The sequence below is a fragment of the Streptomyces sp. Rer75 genome, assembly GCF_013414305.1.
Classification (GTDB): Bacteria; Actinomycetota; Actinomycetes; order Streptomycetales; family Streptomycetaceae; genus Streptomyces; species Streptomyces himastatinicus.
Window position 1 is genome coordinate 10,247,144 of record NZ_CP058693.1, and the last position, 20,723, is coordinate 10,267,866.

At 71.6% G+C, this 20,723-nt stretch carries 20 protein-coding genes; 12 read left to right on the plus strand and 8 right to left on the minus strand.

Going from position 1 to position 20,723, the window contains the following annotated elements:
• Positions 1–45 precede the first annotated feature (45 nt).
• The 5 genes from HYQ63_RS43270 to HYQ63_RS43290 are packed head-to-tail and all read left to right on the plus strand — an operon-like array spanning position 46 to position 6,340.
• A complete protein-coding gene (locus HYQ63_RS43270; RefSeq protein WP_179939498.1) occupies positions 46–1,635 on the plus strand; it encodes an ABC transporter substrate-binding protein in 1,590 nt (529 codons plus the stop codon).
• A gap of 2 nt (positions 1,636–1,637) precedes the next feature.
• Positions 1,638–2,582: an ABC transporter permease gene (locus HYQ63_RS43275; protein WP_179939499.1), complete on the plus strand. Its 945-nt coding sequence runs from the start codon at positions 1,638–1,640 to the stop codon at positions 2,580–2,582.
• Between the two features lie 19 nt (positions 2,583–2,601).
• Positions 2,602–3,474, plus strand: a complete 873-nt coding sequence (locus tag HYQ63_RS43280; protein ID WP_179939500.1) for an ABC transporter permease — start codon at positions 2,602–2,604, stop codon at positions 3,472–3,474.
• Positions 3,471–5,306: an ABC transporter ATP-binding protein gene (locus HYQ63_RS43285; RefSeq protein ID WP_179939501.1), complete on the plus strand. Its 1,836-nt coding sequence runs from the start codon at positions 3,471–3,473 to the stop codon at positions 5,304–5,306. The genes HYQ63_RS43280 and HYQ63_RS43285 overlap by 4 nt, the downstream gene beginning before the upstream one ends.
• Positions 5,303–6,340 (plus strand): LLM class flavin-dependent oxidoreductase, encoded by a 1,038-nt coding sequence (locus tag HYQ63_RS43290; RefSeq protein ID WP_179939502.1) that lies wholly within the window; start codon positions 5,303–5,305, stop codon positions 6,338–6,340. The genes HYQ63_RS43285 and HYQ63_RS43290 overlap by 4 nt, the downstream gene beginning before the upstream one ends.
• An 89-nt stretch (positions 6,341–6,429) precedes the next feature.
• Here HYQ63_RS43290 and HYQ63_RS43295 read toward each other — a convergent pair whose 3' ends face one another.
• The gene (locus tag HYQ63_RS43295) at positions 6,430–6,999 is read right to left on the minus strand and encodes a sigma-70 family RNA polymerase sigma factor (protein WP_179939503.1); all 570 of its coding nucleotides are present in this window, start codon (positions 6,997–6,999) and stop codon (positions 6,430–6,432) included.
• Positions 7,000–7,048: 49 nt separating this feature from the next.
• Between HYQ63_RS43295 and HYQ63_RS43300 the strand changes: the two genes are divergently transcribed.
• A complete protein-coding gene (locus HYQ63_RS43300) occupies positions 7,049–7,273 on the plus strand; it encodes a zf-HC2 domain-containing protein (protein ID WP_179939504.1) in 225 nt (74 codons plus the stop codon).
• Between the two features lie 291 nt (positions 7,274–7,564).
• On the opposite strand, the gene HYQ63_RS43305 is transcribed toward HYQ63_RS43300, so the two are convergent.
• On the minus strand, positions 7,565–8,344 hold the full coding sequence (locus tag HYQ63_RS43305) for a PE-PGRS family protein (RefSeq protein WP_257232540.1): 780 nt from the start codon (positions 8,342–8,344) through the stop codon (positions 7,565–7,567).
• Positions 8,345–8,538: 194 nt separating this feature from the next.
• On the opposite strand from HYQ63_RS43305, the gene HYQ63_RS43310 reads away from it, so the two are divergent.
• The 3 genes from HYQ63_RS43310 (at position 8,539) to HYQ63_RS43320 (ending at position 11,679) form a co-directional block, all read left to right on the plus strand.
• Positions 8,539–8,772, plus strand: coding sequence for a hypothetical protein (locus tag HYQ63_RS43310; protein WP_179939506.1), 234 nt, complete (start codon positions 8,539–8,541; stop codon positions 8,770–8,772).
• A complete protein-coding gene (locus tag HYQ63_RS43315; protein ID WP_179939507.1) occupies positions 8,772–11,060 on the plus strand; it encodes a cation-translocating P-type ATPase in 2,289 nt (762 codons plus the stop codon). Before HYQ63_RS43310 ends, HYQ63_RS43315 begins: the two co-directional genes overlap by 1 nt.
• A 67-nt stretch (positions 11,061–11,127) precedes the next feature.
• Positions 11,128–11,679: a copper chaperone PCu(A)C gene (locus HYQ63_RS43320; RefSeq protein WP_179939508.1), complete on the plus strand. Its 552-nt coding sequence runs from the start codon at positions 11,128–11,130 to the stop codon at positions 11,677–11,679.
• Positions 11,680–11,733: 54 nt separating this feature from the next.
• Here the strand turns inward: HYQ63_RS43320 and HYQ63_RS43325 are convergent, their stop codons facing one another.
• Both HYQ63_RS43325 and HYQ63_RS43330 read right to left on the minus strand, forming a co-directional pair.
• The gene (locus HYQ63_RS43325; protein ID WP_179939509.1) at positions 11,734–13,005 is read right to left on the minus strand and encodes an MFS transporter; all 1,272 of its coding nucleotides are present in this window, start codon (positions 13,003–13,005) and stop codon (positions 11,734–11,736) included.
• A 164-nt stretch (positions 13,006–13,169) separates the two neighbouring features.
• Entirely contained in the window at positions 13,170–14,186 is a 1,017-nt protein-coding gene (locus HYQ63_RS43330) for a LuxR C-terminal-related transcriptional regulator (protein ID WP_179939510.1), read from the minus strand.
• A 174-nt stretch (positions 14,187–14,360) separates the two neighbouring features.
• Between HYQ63_RS43330 and HYQ63_RS43335 the strand changes: the two genes are divergently transcribed.
• Positions 14,361–16,061 (plus strand): amidohydrolase, encoded by a 1,701-nt coding sequence (locus HYQ63_RS43335; RefSeq protein ID WP_179939511.1) that lies wholly within the window; start codon positions 14,361–14,363, stop codon positions 16,059–16,061.
• Here the strand turns inward: HYQ63_RS43335 and HYQ63_RS43340 are convergent.
• The 3 genes from HYQ63_RS43340 to HYQ63_RS43350 form a co-directional block, all read right to left on the minus strand.
• Positions 16,058–17,041, minus strand: a complete 984-nt coding sequence (locus HYQ63_RS43340; RefSeq protein WP_179939512.1) for a serine protease — start codon at positions 17,039–17,041, stop codon at positions 16,058–16,060. The genes HYQ63_RS43335 and HYQ63_RS43340 overlap by 4 nt on opposite strands.
• 422 nt (positions 17,042–17,463) lie before the next feature.
• Positions 17,464–18,333, minus strand: coding sequence for an MOSC domain-containing protein (locus HYQ63_RS43345; RefSeq protein WP_179939513.1), 870 nt, complete (start codon positions 18,331–18,333; stop codon positions 17,464–17,466).
• A 180-nt stretch (positions 18,334–18,513) separates the two neighbouring features.
• On the minus strand, positions 18,514–19,134 hold the full coding sequence (locus tag HYQ63_RS43350) for a hypothetical protein (RefSeq protein WP_179939514.1): 621 nt from the start codon (positions 19,132–19,134) through the stop codon (positions 18,514–18,516).
• Between the two features lie 57 nt (positions 19,135–19,191).
• Between HYQ63_RS43350 and HYQ63_RS43355 the strand changes: the two genes are divergently transcribed.
• Complete coding sequence (locus HYQ63_RS43355) at positions 19,192–19,905, plus strand: ribonuclease H (protein WP_179939515.1); 714 nt, start codon at positions 19,192–19,194, stop codon at positions 19,903–19,905.
• On the plus strand, positions 19,875–20,324 hold the full coding sequence (locus HYQ63_RS43360; protein ID WP_257232541.1) for a DUF402 domain-containing protein: 450 nt from the start codon (positions 19,875–19,877) through the stop codon (positions 20,322–20,324). The genes HYQ63_RS43355 and HYQ63_RS43360 overlap by 31 nt, the downstream gene beginning before the upstream one ends.
• A gap of 174 nt (positions 20,325–20,498) precedes the next feature.
• Here HYQ63_RS43360 and HYQ63_RS43365 read toward each other — a convergent pair whose 3' ends face one another.
• Entirely contained in the window at positions 20,499–20,717 is a 219-nt protein-coding gene (locus HYQ63_RS43365) for an EF-hand domain-containing protein (RefSeq protein WP_039940291.1), read from the minus strand.
• Positions 20,718–20,723: the final 6 nt, after the last annotated feature.

Below are 20,723 nucleotides of genomic sequence, written 5' to 3' on the forward strand. Positions count from 1 at the left end.
CCCCCGATGACTTCCCGCCGAAGCGAAAAGAATGGGTCTTCCCTCATGCGCACACCCCCTCTCCCGCCTGCGGACCCGCTGTCCCGGCGCACCGCCCTGCGTGCCGCCGGTGCCGGTGCCCTGCTGCTCGGGGCGGGCGGTGCGCTGACCGGTTGCCGTTCCGCCGTCTCCACGGTCGGCGGATCGGCGGGCGGACCCAAGCGCGGCGGGACGCTCACGGTCGCGGTCAACGAGGACTTCGAGCCCTCCCTGCTGTTCACCCAGGCCGACCAGTCGCTCCAGAACCGGTTGATCTACAACACCCTGATCCGCTACGACGAACGGCTGAGGCCCCAGCCGGAGCTGGCCACGTCGTGGCAGTACGCCACCGACGGCCGGAGCATCACACTGAAGCTGCGCGACGACGTGACGTATCACGACGGCCGCCCCTTCACCGCGGACGACGTCATCTTCGCCGTCAAGAACCTGTGGAAGCCGGAGCGATCGTCCCAACTCACCGCCACCGCCAAGGCGGTGACCGGATTCGAGAAACGTGGCGACCATGAGCTGGTCCTGAGACTCGCCCACCCGGTGAGCAACCTCTTCGACCTCTTCGAGTTCATGATCATCGCGGATCGGCACACGATCGACGACGCGCTGGCGGGCAAGAAGCTCAACGGCACCGGCCCCTTCACGTTCGTCAGCCGAAGGCCGGGGGTGGGCCTGAGCCTCGTACGCAACGACAGGTACTGGATCCCGGGCCGCCCCTATCTCGACGCCGTCGAACTCCGCGTCTACACCCAGCCGGACGCCCTGCTGTCCGCACTGCGCTCGGGCCAGGCGCAGCTGTCGTACCACGTACCGGGCAAGTACCTGGCCACGCTCAAGATCGGCGCGAGCTTCAGCGTCAAGGAGTACGACACCGGCACCGGCGCCATGTATGTCGGCGCCACCGTCACCAAGGCACCGGCCGACAACAAGACCTTCCGGCAGGCCATCGCCTGGGCCGTGGACCGGGACCGGATCGTGTCGCAGGCGCTCGGCGGCTACGGCCTCGCCTCGGCGGCGCCCTGGCCCAGGTCCTCGCCCGCGCACAGCGAGGCGAACCGCACCCACTACACCCACAACCCGGCCAGGGCCCGTGAGCTGCTGAAATCCTCCGGGGTGTCCACGAAGCAGACCCTGCCGCTCGGCCACCCCACCACATCGGCACACACCACCATCGCCGAGATCGTGCAGAACGACCTGAAGGAGGTCGGCATCAGGACCCGGCTGGAACCCACCGACCCGGCCGTGTTCCAGAAGCAGCTGATCTCCGGCACGATGCCGACGCTGTGGATCAACACCCACGCCTTCGCGCAGGTGCACCCCTCGACGCTCGCCATCAGCGCCTACCCCTTCAACGAGGCCAGGAACACCTCGCACTTCCGCTCCGCGGAGTACACCGAGGCCGTCCACGCGGCCTGGCGGCACAAGGGCGCCGACGGCGCCGCCGCCAACGCCCTCTACCGACGCGTCTCCGACCTGCTGCTCGACCAGGCATTCATCATCGACCTCGCCATCGAGGACGCGGTGCAGGTGGCGGCGAAGCGGCTGCACGGGCCGACGCTCACCAAATACGTGTACCTCAACCTCGACAACGCCTACCTGGACTGACCATGCGTGGCTACCTCCTGAAGAAGATCCCCTCGGCGCTGCTGGTCCTCCTCCTCGCCTCCTTCCTGATCTTCGCGATCCTCCGGCTCGTCCCCGGCGACGCCGCGGACGCGCTCGCCGGGCCGGACGCCTCGCCCGAGTCCGTCGCGGCCATCCGCCACCAACTCGGCCTCGACCAGCCGGTGCTGACGCAGTACGTGACCTGGATCGGCGATCTCGTTGCGGGCGAGCTGGGCCCGTCGTACGCCATCGGTGGAGAGGTGGCCGACCTGATCGGTGACGGATTCGCGGCCACCGCCGAACTCACCGCGGGCGCCCTGTTCTTCACCGTGGCCTTGGGCCTGCTGCTCGGCGTGCTCGGCGCCACTTCCCGGCGCCCCGCGGTGCGGGCGGCCGTACGGGCGCTCACCACCGCCGCTCTCGCGGTGCCACCGTTCGTGACGGGCGTGGTGCTGGTGCTGGTCTTCGCGGTGCAGTTCGTCGTGCTGCCGTCCGGCGGCCGCATCGGGCTCCTCGAGGCGCCCGACCTGGAGCTGCAATACCTGCTGCTGCCCTCGCTGTGCCTGGCCCTGCCCAGCGCGGCCGTGCTGGGCCGCTATCTGAAGGACAGCCTGGAACGCGCCCTCGGCGAGGACTACATCCGCACCGCCACCGCGGCCGGGGTTCCCCGCCGCAGACTGCTGTGGCGGCATGCGCTCCCCAACGCACTGCCACCCGTCGTCACCCTGCTCGGCATCCAGACCGGCCAGCTCCTCGGCGGCGCCGTCCTGGTGGAGGCCATCTTCGCGTGGCCGGGCCTCGGCCAACTCGCCGACCAGGCCCTCACCCGGCGCGACTACCCGGTCGTCCAGGACGTCCTGCTGCTCCTGGTCGCCGTGTTCGTACTGATCCAACTGCTGACCGACATCGTCTACGCGCTGCTCGACCCGCGCATCCGGTGGGAGTGACCCGGGAGTGAACACCACCATGACCACGCTCGCGACCGCACCGAAACGAAGGGTGCGAAGCGTACGCAAGCGGGCCGCCCGCCACCCCTACCTCACCGCCCTCACCACCACCCGCGGCCGCATCGGCCTGCTGCTGGTCGGCCTGGTGGTGCTCGGCGGCCTGCTCGCCCCGCTGCTCACCTCCTACGATCCCACCGACCAGAGCGGCGACACCCTGCTGGCCCCCGGCAGCGCCGGACACCTGCTCGGCACCGACGACCTGGGCCGCGACCTGCTCAGCCGGGTGCTGTACGGCATCCGCGCCGACCTGGAGGTGATCGCCACCGGAGTGCCCCTCGGGGCACTGCTGGGCTGCGCCTTCGCGCTGCTCGCCGCCGTACACCCGGTCCTGGACACCGTCGCACAGCGGCTGTTCGACCTGGTGCTGGCCTTCCCCGGGCTGATCCTGGCGCTCGCCATCACCGCGGTCCTCGGCCCGGGCCGCCTCCCGGTGATCGTCGTCATCGCGCTCGCCGAAATCCCCGTCTTCGGCAGGCAGTTGCGCGGCGCCATCCTCGTCCAGCGGGAGCGCGAGTACGCCGTCGCCGCGCGCGTCGGCGGCACCGGCCGGGCGCGGCTGCTGCTGCGCCACATCCTGCCCAACTGCGCCGACCCGCTGGTCGTCCAGCTCGCCCTCTCCCTCACCATCGCCGTCTTCCTCGAAGGCGCGATGAGCTTCCTCGGGGTCGGTGTGCGCCCACCCGAACCCACCCTCGGCAGCCTGCTCAGCCAGGCGCTGCCCTACCTGGCCCAGGCGCCCTTCTTCGCCGCGGGCCCCATGCTCTCCGTCACCCTGCTCGTCCTCGGCTTCTCGCTGCTGTCCGAGGCCCTGAACCGGGAGGTCCGCCGATGACATCCGCCCTGGCATCGCCCCTGCTGGACGTACGCGGCCTCGGCGTCGACTTCAGCACCCCGGACGGACGAACCGTCCACGCCGTACGCGACGTGGACTTCACCCTGGAGCGCGGCGAAACCCTCGCCGTCGTCGGCGAGTCCGGCTCCGGAAAGTCCACCACCGCGCTGGCACTGACCCGGATGCTGCCGGGCTCGGGACGGATCACGGCCGGATCGGTGCTGCTGGACGGCACCGACCTCGCCGCCGCGACCGAGGAGGAGTTGCGCGCGGTGCGCGGTGCGCGGATCGGGACGATCTTCCAGGACCCGATGACCTCCCTCAATCCCGTCCTCTCGATCCGCACCCAGCTCGACGAAGTACTGCGCGCCCACCGCCACGGCGACCGCGCCACCCGCCGGGCCCGCGCCGAGGAACTGCTCGACCTGGTGGGCATCCCCGACCCGCGGCGCAGACTCAACGACCACCCGCACCAGTTCTCCGGAGGCCAGCGCCAGCGCATCCTCATCGCGATGGCCCTCGCGGGCGAGCCCGACGTCCTGGTGGCCGACGAGCCGACCACGGCACTCGACGCCACCGTGCAGGAGCAGATCCTGCGGCTGCTGGCCGAACTCAACGAGAAGACCGGCACCGCCCTGCTCCTCATCACCCACAACATGGGCGTCGTGTCCCGCTCCTGCGCCCGCGCGCTGGTGATGTACGGCGGAACGGTCGTCGAGAACGGCCCGACGACCGACATCCTCACCCGCCCCCGGCACCCGTACACCGCGGGTCTGCTGGCCGCCGTACCGCGGCTGTCGTCCCCCTCCGGCACCCGGCTCACCGGCATCCCCGGCGCACCGCCCGACCTGTCGCTGCCACTGACCGGCTGCGCGTTCGCACAGCGGTGTGCGGCGGCGGACGAGCAGTGCCGGACCGAGGCCCCACCCCTGGTCGACGGCGTGGCCTGCTGGCACCGGCACACGCAGCCGGTCACGGTGGCCCCGCCCGCCGACCGTGACGCCCGCGCCACCGCCGAAGGGGACACACCGCTGCTGGAAGCCGTCGCCCTGCGCAAGGAGTTCCGGGGACGCCGCCACACCCCGCTCGTCGCCGTCGACGACGCCTCCCTCACCCTGCACGCGGGAGAAACCCTCGGCATCGTCGGAGAGTCCGGGTCCGGCAAGTCCACCCTGGCCCGGCTCCTCGCACACGCCCACCCGGCCGACGGCGGCACGATCCGGCTCCGCGGCGAGGACGTCACCCGGCCCTCCCGCACGGCGCTACGGGCCCTGCGCCGCCAGGTGCAGATGGTGTTCCAAGACCCGTACGCCTCCCTCAACCCCCGGATGACGGTGGGCGACATCATCGGCGAGCCCCTCCTCGTCCACGGGCTCCACCCCGACCGCGCCGCACGCGCGCAACGGGTCGCCGAGCTGCTGGAACTCGTCGGCCTTGACCCGGCCGCCGCCGACCGCCTGCCCCGCGCGTTCTCCGGCGGCCAGCGCCAGCGCATCGGCATCGCCCGCGCCCTGGCCCCGGAACCCTCCGTACTGCTGTGCGACGAACCCGTCTCCGCGCTCGACGTCTCCGTACAGGCCCAGATCGTCAACCTCCTCGCCGACCTTCAGCGCGACCTCGGCCTCGCCCTGCTGTTCATCGCCCACGACCTGGCGGTCGTACGGCAGGTCAGCCACCGCATCGCGGTCATGCACCGGGGGAGGATCGTCGAGACGGGACCCGCCGACGAGGTGTGCGTGAACCCGCGGCACCCCTACACCAGCGCCCTGCTGGCCGCCGCGCCCGAACCCACCCCGGCCACCGCGGAGGTGCTGGAGACTCACCCGGTATGAGGACACACAAGCAGGCGCCGCAGACCTCGAAACCCCTAGCGAAGCTCGGCTTCCTGACCATCGGCCTGTTCGACGCGGCCGACCCCCGCCGGGGCCACGAGTCGACCCTTGAGATCATCGAACTGGGCGAACGCCTGGGATTCGACAGCGCCTGGGTGCGCCACCGGCACCTGCAATACGGCATCTCGTCACCCGTCGCCGTCCTGGCGGCCGCGTCGCAACGCACCCGCCGCATCGAGCTGGGCACGGCCGTCACCCCCGTGGGATGGGAAAACCCCCTGCGGCTGGCCGAAGACCTGGCGACGGTCGACATCCTGTCCGGGGGCCGCCTGAACCCGGGGGTCAGCGTGGGCCCGCCCAACGACTACGACCAGGTCAAGGGCGCGCTGTACCCCGACACGGCCGACGTCGAGGACTTCAGCCACGAGCGCGTGCGACGACTGCTGGACTTCGTACGCGGCGAACCTGCCACCGACTTCAGCGGTGTCGAGGGCTTCGAGGTGTTCTCCGACCGCGTCCAGCCGCACGCCCCGGGGCTCGGCGGCCGCATGTGGTACGGCGGTGGCAGCCTGCGGTCGGCCCGGTGGGCCGGAGAGCACGGCATGAACCTGCTCACCAGCAGCGTCGTGAAGGCGGAGGAGTCCGAGGACTTCGCCGAGATCCAGCTCTCGCACATCCGGACCTTCCGCGCCCACCACCCCGACGGCGACCGAGCACGGGTCTCCCAAGGACTCGTCGTCATCCCCACCGACACCGCCTCGCCGGAGCAGCGCGGGAAGTACGAGACTTACGCCCGCAAGCGGATGCCGCGGACCGCCACGCCCCAGGGGCCGGCGCGCATGATGTTCGCGCCCGACCTCGTCGGCACCTCGGAGGAGATCGCCGAACGGCTCGCCTCCCACGCCGCCTTCCGGGAGGTCGAGGAGGTCGCGTTCGCGCTGCCGTTCACCTTCGACCACGACGACTACGTCCAGATCCTCACCGACATCGCCACCAGGCTCGGCCCGGCACTCGGCTGGCAACCGGCCACCTGACCCAGCGCCCTGTTCCACCCGCAAAGGAGCGGCCCGCCGGGGTGTGGTGGAAGACGCGCGGCCGCGTCCTCCACCACACCGCCGAGGCGTCAGGCCATGGCGCCCGCCGGTTCTTCCTCCGCGGCGGTGAGCTGCGCGATCAGGGCTTCCCGGGCCCTGGCCACGCGGGAGCGGATGGTGCCCACCGGGCAGTCCGCCACGGCCGCGGCCTCAAGGTAGGACAGCTCCAGCAACTGGGTGAGCACGAACGCGTCCCGCTGCGGTGCGGGCAGCCCCGCCAGCAGCTCGCCCAGGGCGACGCCCTCGTCGAAACCCGGCACACCGCACGGCTGACTCCGTTCCGCGGCCGTCTGCCAGTCGTCGGTTCCGGCGACCCTGGGACGGGACGCCACCCACCGGATGCGGTCGGCCACGGCACGGCGCGCGATCACCAGCAGCCACGTACGCGCCGACGACCTTCCCTCGAAGCGGGGAAGGCTCCGCAGCGCACGCACATAGGTGTCCTGCACCAGGTCGTCCGCCGCCTGCGGATCCCCGCTCAGATGGGCCACATAGCGGCGGACGTCCGCACGGGTGGCGCGGACGAACTGCTCGACGGCGGCCGGGTCACCGTCACGGGCCGCGAGCGCCCATGCCGTCACGGTGGCGTCATCACGCATGCCGCCCCTCCCCACACCGAGCGCCGCTCACATCGGGGAGGATGACCGCATGCACTGCTCGCGCATCCGAACGGCCGTCTCCGCCCGCCTCGACGGCGAGGAACCGCCCCCGGGCATCACCGCGCAGCAGATGGGCGCCCACCTCGACACGTGTGCCGCCTGTCGGGAGTGGGAGGCCCGGGCCCGAGCGCTCACCGCGCACATCGCGCGACTGCGGGACGCGGACACCGACCCCGGCGCCGAAGCCCCGGATCCGCCACCGCAGGCGTTCTGACGCCGCGCAGCGCGCAGCCCCGGCGCCGCGCAGAGGGACAGAACCGACCGCCGCCGCACCGCGTCGGCCGTCCGCCCCGGAACATTGCCGCGACCGCGCACGCCGTGGGGCGAGGAGCGCGGACGCGGGCACGGATGCCATCGGCATCCGGACAGGAGTCATCATCGGGAGTCCTTCACATGATCCGGTCACCGTGTCGTACGGCACCGGCACAAGAGGTGGCCAGAGCGCGGCAACCCCGCGACGCGATGGACACACCCGGGAACGCCCTGGCAGGGAACACACCAGCTGTCAGCAGACAGCAGGCCCCGGCGGCGGACCCCGCAACGAAATGCAATGGGCGAGCAGCAATTCCCGCGCGGTGCGCCGCGACGTCTCCCGCACCGGGCCCGCCGACGGCGGCGCGACGGGAATCACGGCACCGAAGACGACGATCAGGGGTGCGAACAGCCGGACGGCCGCCGCCCGCGCCAGCCGGAACGCGGCCCGTTCGCCACCGCACAGCCACCACGCGCTCAGGAGCGCGACCAGAAGATGCGCGGCCACCATCCCGGCCATGTTGCCGTGCATGACGTCCGGCGCCATGGGATGCGGCATCTGGGCCATCTGATCGATGGCCATCCCGCCGCCGCCATGGTGTCCGTGCCCCGCCATCGCGGGAGCCGCGCCCTCGTGGAGATGGCGGCTCAGCCCGGCGTCCCGCACCACCCGCGCCGCGTCACCCTCGGAGAGCCGAGCGCGCCCCGGCCCGCACAGCAGGGCCCTGGCCCACTGCTGCGACAGTGACATCCGGGTCTCGCTGCTGCCACCGCCGGACAGGGCCTGGCCGAACGAGAAGGCGGTGTGTAGCGCCGCCTGTGTGCCCACGGTGAGCAGCCCCACCGCCACCGGTCGGCGCTCCCGGCCCGCGAAGCACCAGGCGCCGACCGCCGTGACCGCCAACGCGGCCAGCAGGGTGGAAGTCGGCACCGGCATCCCCGACATGACCATGTGCCCCAGTGCCGCGGCCAGCACGCAGACCACCGCGAACACCGCGGCGCGCACCGTCCTGAGCACCTGCCCCGCATCCATGACGCCGCCCATCGTCTCAGCAGCGCGGACGCACCGGACGGCGGGGTGGGGCGGGCCATGTGGCGCACACCACGGACCAGCCGAGGGAACTGGGGCCCGATCCGGCCCGACTCCCTCTACCGGTACGGCTCGAAGACGACCGGCGGCGACATGCGCCGCCGCCCGAGCCGTTCGACGTACGTCAGGAGACCGGTATGGAAGTACCCCGGCAGTCGTCCTACGGGACGCGAGGGTTGGCGCCACCGCCCGCCCTGTGCGGCTTTCTGCTGCTGCTCGTGCTCGTCTTCGGCGTGTCGTACGCCGTCGGCGCGCAGGCCGGATCCGTCGCGCCCGGCATGCACGGCACATCGACAAGCAGCGGCAGCGACGGTGACGGCGGCGCGGAGATGGGCGACATGCGGAACATGGACCACGGGAACGGCGGCTGATGACCACGGAACCACCGCCCACGGAACCGTCGCCGCCCATCGTCACCACTGACCTGACCATCGGCGGAATGACCTGTGCGGCCTGCGTTCGGCGCGTCGAGAAGAAGCTCGCCAAGCTGGACGGTGTGTCCGCGGCCGTCAACGTGGCCACCGGGTGCGCCCGCGTCAGCCACCCGCCGCACGTCCGGCACGAGGAACTCCTCGCCACGGTAGAGCAGGCCGGGTATACGGCCGCACTGCCGAAGCCGCCGAAACCGCACCAGGGCGCGCCTGACGCCGATGGCACACCCGACAGCGCACACCGGCAGCGCGAACGGCTCCTGATCACGGCGCTGCTCGCCCTGCCCGTGCTCGTACTGTCGATGGTGCCCGCCTGGCAGTTCCGCAACTGGCAGTGGCTGTGCTTCGTCCTCACCGCACCGGTCGCCGTCTGGGGCGCGTGGCCGTTCCACGTACGGGCGTTGCGCGGGCTGCGGCACTCGACGGCGACCATGGACACCCTGGTGTCGCTCGGCGTGGCGGCCTCCTTCTCCTGGTCGGCCTACGCCCTGTTCCTCGGCGGCGCGGGCGGGCCCGGGATGCGGATGCCGTTCAGCCTCCTGCCCTCCGCCCCGGACGGCGTCGCACACATCTATCTCGAAGCGGCCGTCGGCGTGCCGCTGTTCGTGCTGGCCGGGCGCTTCCTGGAGGCACGGGCCCGGCACGGCACGGGAGCCGCGCTGCGGTCGCTGGCCCACCTCGCGGCCAAGGAGGTGTCCGTACGTGAAGACGGCACGGAACGCCGCATCGCCATCGAGGAGTTGGCGGCCGGACAGGTCTTCGTCGTGCGCCCGGGGGAGCGGGTGGCCACCGACGGGGCGGTGGTGGGGGGCCGTTCCGCCGTCGACCTGTCGCTGGTCACGGGGGAGAGCGAGGCCGTCGAGGTCGCGCCCGGCTCCTCCGTGGTCGGCGGGGCCGTCAACGCGGGCGGACTCCTGCTGGTCCGCGCCACGGCGGTCGGAGCCGAGACCCAACTGGCCCGCATCACACGCCTGGTCACCGAGGCCCAGGCCGGAAAGGCCCGGGCACAGCGGCTCGCCGACACCGTGGCCGGGGTGTTCGTACCGGTCGTACTGACACTCGCCGTGACCGGGCTCGGGTTCTGGCTGGGCGCCGGAGCCGACCCACAGGCGGCGGTCACCGCGTGCGTGGCCGTGCTGGTCGTGGCGTGCCCGTGCGCGCTGGGCCTGGCCACGCCCACCGCGCTGATGGCCGCCACCGGCCGCGGGGCCCAGCTCGGCGTCCTGGTCCGCGGGCCACGGGCACTGGAGGCGCTCCGCCACATCGACACCGTCGTCCTCGACAAGACGGGCACCCTCACCTCCGGGCACATGAGCGTCGCCCGGGTCACGGCCGTGCCGGGCGGGCTGGGGGAGGAGGCGGTGCTGCGGCTGGCCGGCGCGGTGGAACGGGGCTCGGAGCATCCGCTGGGCCGGGCGATCGCCACGTACGCCGAACGCACCCTGCCCGCGGAGCCGCCGTTGCCACAGGTGAGCGACTTCGCCGCGACGGCGGGCCGGGGAGTGCGCGGCCTGGTCGACGAGCGACGAGTCGAAGTCCTCGCCCCGGACGACGCGCTGCCCACCGAACTGGCGGAAGCCCTCGTCGCCGCGGAGACGGCAGCGCACACACCCGTCGTGGTGCGCGTCGACGGGGTGACGCAGGCCCTGATCGCCGTCGGCGACGTCCTCCGCCCCGGCAGCTACCGGGCCGTGCACCGGCTGCGGCGGCTCGGCGTACGCCCGGTCCTCGCCACCGGCGACCGGGAAGCCCCGGCCCGCTCCGTCGCCGCCGCCCTGGGCATCGAAGACGTCCACGCGCGCCACACGCCCGAGGAGAAGGCCCGCCTCGTCCAGGGGCTGCGGGAGCGGGGCCGCCACGTGGCGGTCATCGGTGACGGTGTCAACGACGCGGCGGCACTGGCGGGCGCCGACCTCGGGATCGCCATGGGCACCGGCGCGGACGCGGCCATCGGGGCCGCCGATGTGACCCTCGTACGCGGCGACATCGAGGCGCTCGTGGACGCGGTACGGCTCGCCCGGCGCACCCTCGGCACGATCCGGGCCAACCTCCTGTGGGCCTTCGGCTACAACGCGGTGACGGTGCCGCTCGCCATGGTCGGCCTGCTCAACCCGATGGTGGCCGCGGTGGCCATGTCGGCCAGCTCCCTGCTGGTGGTCGCCAACAGCCTGCGGCTGCGGACCTGGCAGCCGTCACCCGCCCGCGGGCGCTCCCGCAGACTCCCCTGAGGACGACCTGCCACGCCTTCACGCGACGCCCCCGAGGTGTCCGACGACAACCCGGAGCCACCGGCCGATGACCGCACACCCCTGGCGGCCCACCCGCCGTCGCCTCACCGACACCCTCTTCGCCGTGCTCGCGCCCGCCACCGCGTGCTGCCTCGCCCTCGGCGGCCTCACCGCCTGGACCGCCTCCGGCAAGGCGGGCGGCCCCGCACGGATCGCCGTCATCGAAGGACGCGTCCTCCCCTCGTACGGCGTCGGCTGGGACACCGCCGCGTTCTTCCGCATCACCAACACCGGCGGCACCGACGACCGACTGCTGAAGGTGACCTCCTCCGCGGCGGTCGGCACCCCCACCCTCAGCCGTCACCGCATGACCGGCGGGGCGGCGGCGTACGGGCAGAAAGTGGCGTCCGCCGACGTCCCGGCAGGCGGCGGCATCACCATGTCCCCGCACGGGCTGGATGTGAGGCTACGAGCGAAGACGGAGTGGCGCGCAGGCGACCTCGTGCCGTTCACACTCCACTTCGAGCACGGCGGACGCATCGACACACGGGCGAAGGTGGCCCGCGCCGACGGCCGACTCCCGCGAGCGCCGGAGCCGCCCGACGGGGCCGCCGCCTGACCCAATCGGGACGGCAGCCCCCGCCACGTTGAACAGAGCTGACGAGACGGTCGTTCAGGACACTCCACGGCGGGGCAGAAGCGCCACCGCGAGGGCCGGAACGGCGGCGAGGACCAGCCAGGGCACAGCGGCCGGGAGGCCCAGGTCGAGCAGGGAGCCGGTGGCCGAACTGCCGACGAGGACGATCAGGCCGGACACGGAGGACAGCGCGCCGGTGTAGAGGCCGAGCCGCCCGTCCTCGGCGAGGTCGGGAACCCAGGCGCGGGCGGCCGGGACGACCAGCATCTGGCCCAGGGTGAGCAGGACGACGAACCCCGCGGAGGGCAGCAGCCCCACGGCACCAGACCACCCTGCCGGGCGCGCGGCGGCCACCACCGCGAAACCGGCCGCGATGAGCAGCAGCCCACCCGCCATCGAGCGGCGCAGGTCGAGCCGGTCGCCCGCCCAGCGGGTCACCGGCAGCTGGGCGCACACGACCAGCAGGGAGGACAGTGCGAACAGCCAGGACAGGGGAGTCTGAGAACCCGTCGCGCGCTCCACCTCGTCCGGCAGGGCCAGGTAGAGCTGGTTGTACGCGAGCAGGTAGGTGCCGTACGCACAGCACAGGGCGAGGAAGCGGCGGTTCACCAGCATCGCGCGCACCCCGCCCCGCTCCCGGGTCCGGACCCGGCCGGGAATGTGCTGCGGCATCAGCCGTACGTGCCCGGCCAGGACGAGAACGAACACCCCCGCCCCCGCGAGGCACGCGGTACGGAAGTCCACGACCAGCAGCAGGCCGCCCAGCAGCGGCCCGACGAAGGCCCCGGCCTGCCCCGCCGCGCTGAACAGGGCCAGCACCCGCGTACGGGGGCCACGGCCCTCCTGCTCCCAGATCACCGCCTGCCGGGCCACCTCGGACTCCACCGCCGGGGAGAACAGCGCGGCGGCGAACCCGATCAGCAACACCGCGCCGACCACGCTCCAGACCGACCCCGCGTACCCCAGCCAGGCGAACCCGGCGATCCGCAGCACGCACCCGGCCAGCACGACCGGCCGCACACCGTGCCGGTCCACCAGCCAGCCGCCCACCACGAACAGGCCCTGCTGGCTGAAGGTCCGCAGCCCGAGGACGAACCCGACCAGCCAGCCCGCCATGCCGATCGCGGTGCCGAGGTGTTCGGCGAGGAACGGCAGCACGGCGTAGAAACCGACGTTGAAGGCGAGCTGCGTCAGGATCAGCAGCCGCAACAGCGGCGACAGGTCCTTCCAGGTCCGCTCGCGTGGCGGCTTGGGGGCCCGGGTGGTCCGGCCGGTTCGGGCCAGGACCCGGGATAGGGGATCGGTCATCGGGGGTTCCGTCGGTCTGTGCGGGCGAGTAGGGGCGTACGCGTGGCTCCGGGGGTGCCGTGTCCATCCTCGTGCACCGGGCCGTGCCGCGTCCGCGCGGGTCCCACGCGCCCCGATCCGCCACCTGCCCCTCCCTGGACGCACGGTCACGCTTTCTGCCCGGATCACCTCTCGACGAAGCGCGCGAGGTGATCCGGGGCCGGGCGCAGCAGCCCGTCGCGCACCGCCAGCGCCGTCGCCTCGGCCCGAGAACCGCATCCCGTCTTGCGCAGCAGATGCTCGACATGGCTGTGCACGGTCCGCGGGGACAGGAACAGCGCCCGCGCGATGGCCTGATTGGTCTGTCCCGTGGCCGCTCGCGTGAGCACCTCCAACTCGCGCGGGCTCAGTCCGTACGGCAGCTCCGTGGACGCCTCGTGCACCAGGACCGCACCGGGCGCGACGGCCGGGCCACCGGGGTGGCGGTGCAGGGTGATGCGGTACCAGGCGTCCTCGACGGGCCACAGGAGGCGCAACCGCTGCCCCCGGAGGGCGGTGAACGCGTCGAGCAGCGCCCGGAACTCCTCGTCCCGCAGCACACGGGGCCGGGCCCTGCCGGGCAGGTCGATGACTCCTGCTTCGGTCACGAGGCTCGCCGCGTCCTCCGGCGCCAGGGCGTGCGGATCGCATGCCTGCGCCACCGGGTCGGCGAGCGCCGAGAGCGCCGGGATGACGGAGGCGAGCAGCCGCCGCGCGTCGGTGTCGTACGCCTCCGGGCTTTCGGCGGCGAGGTGGACGAGGCCGATGAGGCGGCCGTGGTGGCGCAGCGCGCCCGTGACTCCGTCACGGATTCCGGCGGGCCGGACGCGCTCGGCGTAGAACCACCCCTGCCGGAACCGCTGCCCCGGGTCGTCGGCGTCCCCGGAGATGGAGGGCGGCAACTCCTGCCGTACGACGTTGCGGTACCAGCGTGTGGTGGTGAACTCCGTGGCGAGCGCCTCGGAGTCCTCGGCGGTGTAGCCGATGCCCGCGACCTGGACGTGGCTGCCGGTCAACGGGTCGATGCTGAGCATGGTCGCCGCGTCGAACGGCAGGGCGTGGGCAACCTCGCGCAGCGCCTGGCCGCAGGCGGACGTGCGGTCCCGCTCGCGGGTGAGCATGCCGATGCGGGCGGCCGCCGCGATCTGGTGATGGCTGAGCACACGAGCCTCCCCAAGGTCGTTCAGGGCCCAACGGTAGGAGTGGGTGCGCCGCCCGACAACAACATTCGCCGCCGACGGATTCGGGCTTCGCATTCGGTATTTCTACGGATGGCGGCCCGAGCCCCCGGGAGGCTTTCCTGTTGGGCACAGCCAGCCTACGAAGTGAGACACCACGTGAGCGACGAAACTCCCACCCTGATCCTGACGGGCGGACAGATCCTGACCCTCGACACCGACTTCACCGTCGCCGAGGGCGTGGCCGTGCGCGGGCGGGACATCTCCGCCACCGGAAGTGACGCCGAGATGCGCGCGCTCGCCGGGCCGGAGACCCGGATCGTGGAACTGCACGGCCGCACGGTGCTGCCCGGCATCAACGACTCGCACCTGCACGGAGCCGCGTACGGGATGACGAAACCGCCCTTCGCGCTCGGCGTCGGCCACCCCGCCGTGGGATCGATCGCCGACATCGCCACGGTCGTGGCGGAGGCGGCGCGCGCCACCCGCCCAGGTGACTGGATCATCGGTCAGGGTTGGGACCCCGGCTATCTCGCCGAGTGCATCGCCGATCCTGCCCGCTTCCCGCACCGCCGTGACCTCGACGCGGCGGCACCGGACAACCCGGTCTGTCTGACCGACTTCTCCTCCCACATGGCGTGGGCCAACACCGCGGCCCTTCGCCGGTGCGGCCTCGACGCGGGCACCGCGCCACCGCCGGGCGGTGTCATCGACACCGACCCCGAGGGGCAGCCCACCGGCATCCTGCGTGAAGCCGCACAGCAACTCGTCCAGACCGCCCTGCCCTCACCGGCCCTCGCCCAGCGCCGTCAGGCCATCCAGGGCGTGATCCGGGAACTGCACTCCCGGGGCATCACCAGCTACACCGAGCCCGGCCTGGGCCCCGGCGGCACCGAAACCCTGTTCGGCGGCCTGAGCACCGACAACTGGACCGCGTACGCCGAACTCGCCGAAGCCGGTGAACTGGACGCCCGCGTCAGCGTGTTGCTGCTGCCCGCCCCCATGGGCGGCTCGGCCGGAGACCTGCGCACGGGGCTGGCCGAGCTGCACCGGCCCCAATCCGCGGACCCGCGGCGGCTGCGGGCCATCGGAGTCAAGATCTTCGCCGACGGGGTGCCACCCAACCGAACGGCGTGGATGAGCGAGCCCTACCCCGAGGGCGGCCACGGGGCGCTGTGCGTCCACGGCGACACCCCCGCCCTCCAAGCCGACGAACTCCACGAGATGATCCGCACGGCGCACGAGGCCGGATTCCAGCTCGGTGTGCACGCCACCGGCGACCGCGCCATCGAAGCGGTCGTGGACGCCTTCGTCGCCGCGAACACCGCCGCCCCGCGCCCCGACGCCCGGCACTACGTCATCCACGGCGACTTCATCGGCCCCACCGGCCTCGCGAAACTCGCCGCACACGGCTACGGCGTCAACATGAACCCCGCCATCAAGTGGACCATCTCCGACCTCATGGACGAGGTCGTGGGGCGCGAGCGCTCCGCGTACCAGTGGCCGGTGCGCTCCGCGATCGAGGCGGGCGTACGGGTCTGCGCCAGCTCCGACGCGCCGATCACCGAACCCGACTGGCGGCAGGGCGTCGCCGCGATGATGCTGCGCGAGTCCAAGGCCGGCGGCAGGCCCAGCGGCCCCGACCAGTGTGTCCCGCTGGCCGAGGCGCTGCGCGCCTACACCACCGAGCCCGCCTGGCAGGACTTCGCCGACGACTGGAAGGGCACCATCGAGCCGGGCAAGGCGGCGGACCTGTGCGTCCTGGACCGCCCCCTGCTGGAACTCGACCCGCACACCATCCCGAAGGTCCAGGTGGATCTCACGGTGTTCGACGGACGCGTGGTCTTCGAGCGCCCCTAGGAGGCCTGGGCCTTGTCGTACAGGGCCTTCGCCACATCGCCGAAGTACGGGCCGAACATCGTGTTCGGCAGGAAGACGTAGCCGAAGCTGTTCACGGAGACCTGAAGCCCGGTGCCGGTGGACTCGCTGAACCCGGTGAACCAGGGGCCGCCGCTGGAGCCCCCCGTCATGTTGCAGGCGAGGCCGTGGTCCTGCGTGAGCAGGAAGTCCTTCGAGCTGTTGCCGCTGCAATAGATGAGCTTCTTGCCGTCGTACGGCGAGGCGGCGGGGAAACCGAACGAGTACATCTGCTTGTTGTAGCCGCCGTTGAACTGAAGCCCCTGCGCACCGACGACCGAGGTGAGCTTCTGACCGCTCAGCGGAGCGACGACCGCGGCGCCGATGTCGTAGTTGATGTCCTCACTCGCCTCCCACTGCGGGGTGGTGAGCGTCGTGGACGCGGTCCACTGGCCGTACGGCGCGCTGCCGTTGTCGTACGCGGGCACGAAGACCCAGTTGGTGTGCCAGCTGCCCTGGTACTTCACACAGTGTCCGGCGGTGATGACGGTGCTCGCGTTCTGGCTGGTCACGGCATTACCGGAGCAGGAAGCGGTACGCCCCTGGAACGTGAAGAACACCCGGCCGGAGGTGGTGACCACGTTCCCGCGCCCGGTCCACGGGCCACCGGCCTGCGGGAAGGAGGCGGGAGCGGCGGTGGGTTCGACCACCGTCGACGGCCCGCCGGCCTCGGGCGTCTTCAGGCGCTTGGCGCCCTTACGGGTCAGCAGCAGATCGAGCGGGGTGGCCGAGCGCATCCGCTCGGCGGTCCAGAAGGCGCGGGCCTCGTGCTGTTCGGCGGTCGAGGCGGTGCGGGCGGCCGCCGACGGCCCGGAGGCCGGTTCGGGGGTCGCCGCGTTGGCCGCGCCGGGAGTGAGCAGGCCGCCGGTGAACAGGGCTCCGACGGCCAGCAGAATGCCCGCGGCAGTGCGATGGCGTCTCACGCATGTCTCCTTCTGCCGTGCCCGGACTGGTGGGCCCGGGCAGGGTGGGGGAACGAAGAGCGGTGCGGATAGACGTACGTGAGGCAGCGTGCCACGGGAATCTTGACTTGTCAGGGGCGCGTTGAAGCATTTCTCGCTCGGACGCCGACCAGGCCGCGCCGAGACCTCCGCCCCCATCCGGTCCGTGATGCTCCCCGCCTGAAAGGACTTCAGACCACAGAAAGCCGCTTGACTTTAATGCCGCAGATGCGAGGGCAAACCCTCCCACGGCACCGCAACAGTCAGACCAGTGATCGACAGGGTTGGCATGTGCGTTTATGCCTGACGAGGGCCCGACCTGCTGGCCGAGGAGAACCTGCACCCCGCACTGCACGCGACGGGCTGCCCCCTCGGGCTCTCGGCCGCCGAGGAGGAGAAACCCGTCAGACCTCCGACTCGCCCCAGGAGGTGACGTGCACTTCGTCGCCCTCGGACAGCTTGCCGGGGCACAGCACGGCGTACTTCGTGCCGAAGGCGATGCCGCCCTCGGCAGCGCGACGGTAGGTGGCCAGGGTGCGCAGTGGCTCGGGGCCCGCCTTGGCACCGGACTGCTGGTCGACCATGGTGACGGCGCAGCGGATGGCGAGCTTGGCGTAACCGAGTTCCGTGTCGCCGATGGTGATCCGGTGGGCGCGGTCCTCGGTGTGCGGGGTGTTCCAGCCGTCCACGACGATGTTCGGGCGGAAGCGGTCCATGGGGAGGGGCGGGGTGCCGCGCTCGTCCAGCCGCTCGTTCAGCAGATCCACGGTGGACCGGGAGAGGACGTGGATGGCACAGCTGTCGGCGTACCCGGACGTGCCGGGCGTACGGCCGTCGGTGACCCGGTCGTGGTCGGCCGGAACCCGCACCAGACGGCTCGGTGCGCCGAGAACGTCGGACAGCCACGCGGCGGCTTCGTCACCCTGGTCGATGCCTCGGAACGGCGCCCCGAACAGATCGACCTCTCGAGGCCGACCAGAGGCATCGACGTCGATCCCGACCGAATCCAGGGCCGGCGCATGCAGCATCAGCCGCAGCCCGTCGGAGCTGATCTCGGGGCGAATCAAGGCCAGCCGCGGGTCGCGCCGTTGGCTACGGAAGACACCTTCCTCACTGGTGACCATGAAACTGCGGTCATGGGCGAGACCCGCGGGCGTCAGCACCGCGGTGTGCATCCGCATTCCAGCGCACCCCTTGATGGGATAGGACACCAGTTCCACGACCCTGGCCACATGCTCCCCCTGTCCGCGCGCACACCATGCCCCTGTGATCATATGGGCGTGCGCCCGGGCGGCAATCGAAATACGCGGACGGCCCGCCCACTTCCTCGGTTCGGCGCGCCCCGTGGCGCTGAGTGGTACCCATGCCGTCAGCGAACCACTTCGTGTACGCGGACCCCATCGTGCTGGGCCCCCAAGCTATCCCCCTACGCGCGCTGGACAGCGGGCTATGGGTCAGATTCTGGGTCGTACTTGGATGCCGGCTCGTTCGTACGCGCCGTAGGTGATCTGGTCTTCGGCGATGAGCAGTACCACCCAGGAGTCGCTCCGCTCCCACACCAGGCATTCGTGGAACGTCTCCTCATCGTCCGGGGGCTGGTAGGTGCCCTCGGGCAGCGGGTTGCCGAGGCGGGTGCGGAGCAGTTCGGACATGTGCTGGTACAGGGCGGCGAAGTCCTCTCCGGTGGCCTCGGGGTCCACATCCGGTCGACTGTGAAAGGGGCCGAACTCGTTGTCCCACTCCTGCGGGTCCTGCGGATCGGTGAAATAGGCGAAGGGGTGCTCCACGAAGCAGCCCGTCCGGCAGTCGGGATGATCGCAGACTGCGGTGGGGTCCGGCTGTCGGCGGCATCCGGGAGCCTCTCCGAGGAGCAGCCACCAGTCGTCGACCAATTCCTCCCCGCTGATCCACCAGGGTTCCTCCCAGCCCACGCCCGGCGCATCGGGGTCCTGGCCGTGACACCAGCCGTTGCGTGCGAAGGCGTCCTCGAATGCCCGTCGGCTCCAGGGCAGGTCCGCGAGCTCGATCATGCGGTTCACCAGGGTGCCGTGGGAGGGGAGTAGTTGCATTGCCATGGACGGACGTTATCCGGCGGCCGCACGCGTTATCGCGCACCCTGGCAGTATCGGGGTATGAGTGAACAGATCATTGCCGCGTGTGACGGGGCCTCCAAAGGCAATCCCGGGCCTGCTGCCTGGGCTTGGGTCATCGCGGACACGAGCGGCGAGGTTGGGCGCTGGGAGGCCGGGCCACTGGGCACGGCTACCAACAATGTGGCTGAACTTACCGCGTTGCAGGAGCTGTTGGAGGCGACCGACCCGGCTTTGCCTCTTCAGGTGCGGATGGATTCCCAGTACGCCATGAAGGCAGTCACCACCTGGCTGCCCGGGTGGCGAAGGAAGGGATGGAAGACAGCTTCGGGCTCACCAGTGGCCAACCAGGGCCTCGTGATGCGTATCGACGAACTGCTGAAGGACCGCACAGTCGATTTCGTCTACGTTCCCGCCCACCAGGTCGACGGTGACCCGTTCAACGCGGCTGCGGACCGTGCCGCCAGCCACACCGCCCGCACACAGCAGGCCGTAGGAACCTCGCTCGGATCCGCCCTGCCGCCGCCGGAGCCCCAGACAGCCCCCCGCTCAGCCGCCCGCAGCCGCCCGTCGGCTTCGCAGACGACCGCCAAACGGCGAACGAAGGCTGCCCGTCCAAGCGGCGGTTCGATCAAGGCGAAATTCCCGGGCCGCTGCCGCTGCGGCCAGCCGTACGCGAAGGGGGAGCTCATTGCGAAGAACCCTGACGGCTGGGGCCACCCCGCGTGCGTTACCGAGGCCAAGACGACCGGATAGAGGCGCTGCGGGTCATCGCCGACACTGACACGGCGCTGGTGACGGCGTGCTGCCCCGGAGCCGAGGCCCTGTGGCCCTCGCTGTACGCCCGGGCTCGGAGCACTGGCGAGCCGTCGGTGCGCACAGAGGCGTTCGAGGGGATGGCGGCGGGGGAGTGGGAGCTGGCGTCTGCGGTGTGGCAGGAGACGGCGTTGATGCTGTGGAAGCCGCCCGCGGCGTGGTTCGGTGTCAACGCCTGCTACGTCCCCGACGGCGAAGGGCATCGGCTGTGGAACTGGTACGTGAACTTCGAGCGCCCCACCCGCGGCACGGCCGACGGGTTCGACACTTTCGACCTGGCCGTGGACCTCGCCATCGACCCGGACCTCAGCAAACTGCGGTGGAAGGTCGCCTCCACAGGGCCGGAAGCGAGGCCCTGACGTGCGCCGTGAGTAGAAGCCTTCCCTGTCTTGGCCCGGCCTTCAGAAGGCTGTGCGGGGCCCTGACGGCGGTGCCCACCGCCGTCAGGGTGCACGTGCCGCGCCCGCATTCCACGCGATGACGGGAAGGGGCCACACCGCCTGCGGCACGTTCACGTGCCGGACCCGGCTGTGTCAGCCATTCATGGCCGCCCAGAACTCCTCGAACGACATCTGGCGATCGCCGTTGGTGTCGAGCGAGTCGATCAGCTCCTGGGCCTGCGACTCGGTGATCTCCGAGCCCTCCAACTCCGCCACGACCTTACGGTATTCGTCCGCGGTGACCAGGCCATCCCCGTCGACGTCGTAGCGCTCGAAGACCTTCCGCGCCGCCGTCTCCATGATGTCTGCCATGTGCTT

Coding starts and splice junctions, on each gene's coding strand:
- HYQ63_RS43270 (WP_179939498.1), top strand. CDS start 46: ATGCGCACACCCCCTCTCCCGCCTGCGGACCCGCTGTCCCGGCGCACC.
- HYQ63_RS43275 (WP_179939499.1), top strand. CDS start 1,638: ATGCGTGGCTACCTCCTGAAGAAGATCCCCTCGGCGCTGCTGGTCCTC.
- HYQ63_RS43280 (WP_179939500.1), top strand. CDS start 2,602: ATGACCACGCTCGCGACCGCACCGAAACGAAGGGTGCGAAGCGTACGC.
- HYQ63_RS43285 (WP_179939501.1), top strand. CDS start 3,471: ATGACATCCGCCCTGGCATCGCCCCTGCTGGACGTACGCGGCCTCGGC.
- HYQ63_RS43290 (WP_179939502.1), top strand. CDS start 5,303: ATGAGGACACACAAGCAGGCGCCGCAGACCTCGAAACCCCTAGCGAAG.
- HYQ63_RS43295 (WP_179939503.1), bottom strand. CDS start 6,999: ATGCGTGATGACGCCACCGTGACGGCATGGGCGCTCGCGGCCCGTGAC.
- HYQ63_RS43300 (WP_179939504.1), top strand. CDS start 7,049: ATGCACTGCTCGCGCATCCGAACGGCCGTCTCCGCCCGCCTCGACGGC.
- HYQ63_RS43305 (WP_257232540.1), bottom strand. CDS start 8,344: ATGGATGCGGGGCAGGTGCTCAGGACGGTGCGCGCCGCGGTGTTCGCG.
- HYQ63_RS43310 (WP_179939506.1), top strand. CDS start 8,539: ATGGAAGTACCCCGGCAGTCGTCCTACGGGACGCGAGGGTTGGCGCCA.
- HYQ63_RS43315 (WP_179939507.1), top strand. CDS start 8,772: ATGACCACGGAACCACCGCCCACGGAACCGTCGCCGCCCATCGTCACC.
- HYQ63_RS43320 (WP_179939508.1), top strand. CDS start 11,128: ATGACCGCACACCCCTGGCGGCCCACCCGCCGTCGCCTCACCGACACC.
- HYQ63_RS43325 (WP_179939509.1), bottom strand. CDS start 13,005: ATGACCGATCCCCTATCCCGGGTCCTGGCCCGAACCGGCCGGACCACC.
- HYQ63_RS43345 (WP_179939513.1), bottom strand. CDS start 18,333: ATGATCACAGGGGCATGGTGTGCGCGCGGACAGGGGGAGCATGTGGCC.
- HYQ63_RS43350 (WP_179939514.1), bottom strand. CDS start 19,134: ATGGCAATGCAACTACTCCCCTCCCACGGCACCCTGGTGAACCGCATG.
- HYQ63_RS43355 (WP_179939515.1), top strand. CDS start 19,192: ATGAGTGAACAGATCATTGCCGCGTGTGACGGGGCCTCCAAAGGCAAT.
- HYQ63_RS43365 (WP_039940291.1), bottom strand. CDS start 20,717: ATGGCAGACATCATGGAGACGGCGGCGCGGAAGGTCTTCGAGCGCTAC.